3 protein-coding genes and 1 pseudogene are annotated in these 4,807 nt (G+C 74.8%); 3 read left to right on the forward strand and 1 reads right to left on the reverse strand.

Annotated elements, in window-relative coordinates; genetic code table 11:
• Window positions 1-327 (reverse strand): annotated as a pseudogene (locus tag B1205_RS31165) (hypothetical protein); the annotation flags it as partial.
• Window positions 328-1,684: 1,357 nt separating this feature from the next.
• Between B1205_RS31165 and B1205_RS09870 the strand changes: the two are divergent.
• The 3 genes from B1205_RS09870 (at window position 1,685) to B1205_RS09880 (ending at window position 4,705) form a co-directional block, all read left to right on the forward strand.
• Entirely contained in the window at window positions 1,685-2,323 is a 639-nt protein-coding gene (locus B1205_RS09870) for a TetR/AcrR family transcriptional regulator (protein ID WP_089155299.1), read from the forward strand.
• A 34-nt stretch (window positions 2,324-2,357) separates the two neighbouring features.
• Window positions 2,358-2,561, forward strand: coding sequence for a DUF3107 domain-containing protein (locus B1205_RS09875; protein WP_089155300.1), 204 nt, complete (start codon window positions 2,358-2,360; stop codon window positions 2,559-2,561).
• 488 nt (window positions 2,562-3,049) lie between these two features.
• A complete protein-coding gene (locus B1205_RS09880) occupies window positions 3,050-4,705 on the forward strand; it encodes a DEAD/DEAH box helicase (protein WP_089155301.1) in 1,656 nt (551 codons plus the stop codon).
• Window positions 4,706-4,807 lie beyond the last annotated feature (102 nt).

Here is a 4,807-nt window from a genome sequence, read left to right on the forward strand (position 1 = left end):
GGCCGGCGGCTCGACCCGGGCCGGCTCGTACGGCCGCACCGGCTCGGGCGCCCACTCGGCCGCGCGGTCCTCGTGGACGGCGCGGCGACGGGCCGGCTCGTCCTCGTGGGCCCACGGCCCGACGGGTTCGTCGTCGCGGGCCGCCCGACGCCCGACCGGCTCGTCCGTGCGCGCCCACGGCGGGGCCCAACCACCGCCCCAGCTCGGACGGTTCCAGGACGGCCCGGCCCACTCCGGCTCACCCGCCGGATCCGGGCCGGGATGGTCGGCGCTCCGGTGCTCGGCCGCCGCTCGGTGATCCGTGGCCGTCCGGTGCTCGGTGGGCACTCGGTGCTCGATGGCCGCCCGGGGATCCGTGGCCGTCCGGTGCTCGGCCGCCGCTCGCGGATCCGTGGCCGTCCGATGCTCCGTGGGCACTCGGTGCTCGGTGACCGCCCGGGGATCCGTGGCCGCGCGGGAATCTACGGTCGCCCAGGGCTCGGCGGCCATGTGTGGGTCGGCGGCCGATCGGGGGTCTACGGCCGGCCAAGGTTCGGCGGCCGCGCGGATCTCGGTGCCCGTTCGGCGATCGGCGGCCGAACGGGGATCGGTGGTCGAACGGGGGTCGGCGGCCGAACGGGGGTCGGCCGCCGGGTGGAGGTCGGTGCCCGTTCGGCGGTCGGCGGCCGCGTCGAGTTCGGTGCCCGGGCGGGGGCCGGCAGCGGCACGGAGTTCGGGAGCCGGCCAGGGTTCGGGAGCCGGCCGGGGGCCGACGGAGGCCGCTGCGTCACCGGGCGCGTGGGAGTCGACGGCCGCGCGAAGGTCGGCGGATGCCCGAGGATCGGCGGTTGGCCGGGGATCGGTCGCCGGCCGGAGGTCGGTGGCGGCCTGTTGTCCCTCGTCGGGGCGCAGGTCGGCCGCGTGGTACGCCGAGGGCTGCTCGGACCGGCCGGAAGCGTCCGCCGACGACTCGTCCGGCGTCCGGTCGGCCCAGCCACGGGCGAGTGACGGGGCGGGCTCGACGGTCGGGGCGTGGAAGCCCGGCGGCACCTCGAAGCCCGAGGCGGCGGCGCCGACCGGCGGCACCTGGAGCGCCGGAGGCGCGGAGGTCGGGCCGCCCTCGACCCACCGGGGGAGCTGCCCGGCGGAGGTGTCGTCCGAGGCGCGCCGCGAGCCGGTGGTGTCGGCTGCGATCGGCTGCTGCTCGGTCGGGGGCGCGGGACGCTGGGCCGGCATCGCCAACCGGTCACCGTCGGTATCCCGCGGTGGCTCGTCCATGGGCGGTGCACTCACCGGCGACTGGCGGGTCACGGGTGACTCCTCCCCGGCGTGACGCACGCCGTCGACGTGGCGGCCGTTGGTGCGGCCCGGTGCCTCCTCGACCGGTCGGCCGGGCAGCGGGGCCGGCAGATCGCCGTGCCGGGGCGAGGAGGCAGCCCAGCCGCCGCCCAGGTCGCTGTAGGGCCAACCACCGGGCACGGGGGTGCCGNCTGCCGGCCCGTTCCGTCGCCGTGCTCTCCCGGGGTGGGGGCTCCGGGTTGCTCTGTTTCACTCACCGCGCGCTCCTTGGTCGCCCCCGCTGAGGCTACCGTGTGGTGACAGTGGCGATAAGTTACAGCGGCGGGCCAATTCCGCGACGGGTTCACGAACCCGCACCGGTTCGGGCGATACGTGCCGGCTCGTACGCAGATACTCGGAGGTTCCCATGACCGCAGTGGGGAACGGTGCACAGACCGCTGGCCGGCCCACCCGCCTGCCCCGCTCGGCGCGACGCAAGCAACTGCTCGCCGCTGCCCAGGAGGTGTTCGTCGCACAGGGCTACCACGCCGCCGCGATGGACGACATCGCCGAGCGGGCGGGGGTGTCGAAGCCGGTCCTCTACCAGCACTTCCCCGGGAAGATGGAGCTGTACCTGGCCCTGCTGGACACGCACTGCGACGCCATCGTCGCCAAGGTGCACGACGCGATGCGCGGCACCAACGACAACAAGGAGCGCATCGACGCCGCCGTGCGGGCGTACTTCGACTTCGTCGACCACGAGAGCGAGGCGTTCCGGCTGGTCTTCGAGTCAGACCTGCGCAACGACCCGGCCGTACGGCAGCGGGTGGAACGGGTCGAGCAGGGCTGCATCGCGGCGATCACCGACACCATCATCTCGGACACCGGGGTGAGCCGGGCGCACGCCGAACTGCTCGCGTCCGGCCTGGTCGGCGCGGCGGAGACGGCCGCCCAGTTCTGGCTGGCCGGTGGCCGGCAGGTGCCCAAGCCGGAGGCCGAGGCGCTCGTCGCGGCCCTGTCCTGGCGTGGCATCGCCAGCTTCCCGCTGCAAGGTGAGTCGGCCTGAACATCGCGCCACCGGATCGGATAGCCTTCCCACGGTGNCGCCGCGGGAGCTGGTCCTGGAGAGCGCGCAGACGCCGGCCGAGATCGAGCAGATCGTGACCGACGCCTTCGCCAGGAGTGAGGGCACGCTCTCCCTGACCGACGAGAAGGGTCGACGGGTCATCGTGCCGGTCGGCAAGGTCGCCTACGTCGAGATCGCGGAGGCCTCGCCCCGCGCGGTCGGGTTCACCGTCCGCTGATCCACGTCGCGCCGGCCGCCGTGGCGGGGGCACCCGNGCGGCACGCACTTCGACCGGCCGGCGCACGACGCCTGCGCCTCGGATCAAGCCGACGAACCGCCCCGGGCGGGCGACCCGCGACCCGGGCCGCGGGCCCAGCCGGCTGCTCGCCGGCTGCTGGACCGCCCTCGGGCACCGCGCCGCCGTCGGCTGACGCAACGCCGCCAGGCAGGGCCGGCGGCGTTGAATTGTGACTCAGGTCACACCTTTCACCCCCGAATGTCGGACGACATTTGGAATCGGGACGACCCAGGGCCCGTTCAGGTACGATGAGACAGTTGCCGTGGGCACCGATTCGGTCAGCGTTGCTGATCAGCACCGGTCCCCGGCGCGCGTGTGCGGCCCGGTCCGGCTCGGCGAACACCGCCGCCGACCGCGTGGCCCGCGCCAAACCGACCGCGCCCTGAGGACATGAGGGGCGCACCACGAGAGGGCACCCCCACATCCACATGAGTGAGCAGATTTCGGACCAGCCACTGGCCCCCACCGCTCCGGTCCCCCCGGAGGCACCCACGTTCGCCGCTCTCGGCGCCCGACAGGAGACCGTCGAGGCGCTCGCGGCCGCCGGCATCACCCGCGCCTTCGCCATCCAGGAATACGCGCTGCCGATCGCGCTGCGCGGCGTCGACCTGATCGGGCAGGCCCCGACCGGCACCGGCAAGACCCTCGGCTTCGGCATCCCGCTGCTCGAGCGGGTGTTCGCCCCGTCCGAGGGGAGCGACGGCGTGCCGCAGGCACTGGTCGTCGTACCCACCCGCGAGCTGGGCATCCAGGTCGCGAAGGACCTCGACGCCGCCGGCCGTACCCGGGGCGTCCGCGTGCTGCCGATCTACGGCGGCGTGGCGTACGAGCCGCAGATCGACGCGCTGCGCAAGGGTGTCGAGATCCTGGTCGGCACCCCTGGCCGCCTGCTGGACCTGCAGAAGCAGAAGCACCTGCGGCTCGACCGCGTCCGCGCGCTCGTCCTCGACGAGGCCGACCGGATGCTCGACCTGGGCTTCCTGGACGACGTCGAGAAGATCCTCGCGATGCTGCCGGAGGACCGGCAGACCATGCTCTTCTCGGCCACCATGCCGGACCCGATCGTCACGCTGTCCCGGCGCTTCCTGCGCCGACCGGTGACCATCCACGCCGGGCACACCGCCGAGACCGGCCCGTCGCCGCAGACCCAGCAGCTCGCGTACCGCACGCACTCGATGAACAAGGTCGAGATCGTGGCGCGCATCCTGCAGGCCGAGGGGCGCGGACTGACCATGATCTTCACCCGTACCAAGCGGGCTGCCGACCGGGTCGCCGAGGATCTCGACTTCCGCGGCTTCGCCGTGGCGGCCGTACACGGTGACCTGGGCCAGGGTGCCCGCGAGCGGGCGCTACGGGCGTTCCGTGCCGGCAAGATCGACACGCTGGTCGCCACCGACGTGGCGGCCCGGGGCATCGACGTCACCGGCGTCACGCACGTCATCAACTACGACTGCCCCGAGGACCAGGACACCTACACCCACCGGATCGGCCGCACCGGCCGGGCCGGGGCGACCGGTGTCGCGGTGACGTTCGTCGACTGGGACGACGTGCCCCGCTGGCGGATCATCGACAAGACGCTCGGGCTGGACATGCCCGAACCGCCGGAGACCTACCACACCTCGGCACACCTCTACACCGACCTGGACATCCCGGCCGACATCAGCGGCACGCTGCCGACCGCGGAGCGTACCCGCGCCGGCCTGTCCGCCGAAGTCGAGGAGGACCTGGGCGGCGGCCGGTCGCGGCGCGACGGCCGGCGCGGCGACAGCCGTGGCGGTGACGGTCGGGGCCGGGACCGCAGGCGTGGTCGCGACGGCGAGGCCGGCGCACCCGCCGAGAGCGCGCCGAACACGTCCGAGACCGACGAGAGCGCCCGCACCCCGCGTCGGCGTCGTCGCCGCCGGGCCGGCGAGCCGGTGGCCGGCGAGCCGACCGCGGTGACCACCACCGACGGCGGCACCGAGGCCGCCGCGACGACCACCGGCGCCGAGGGCGAGACCGCCACCAAGCCCCGTCGACGGCGGCGTCGCCGCGGCGGCGGATCCGGCGCCCCGGCCGAGGCCAGCACCACCACCAACGACTGACCAGCACACCCCACCGGCCCCCGGACCCCCTCCGGGGGCCGCGCCCTGCCCACGGCCCACGGCCCACGGCCCACGGCCCACGGCCCACGGCCCACGGCCCAC

The sequence above is a fragment of the Micromonospora sp. NBS 11-29 genome (assembly GCF_002140155.1).
GTDB lineage: Bacteria > Actinomycetota > Actinomycetes > Mycobacteriales > Micromonosporaceae > Micromonospora.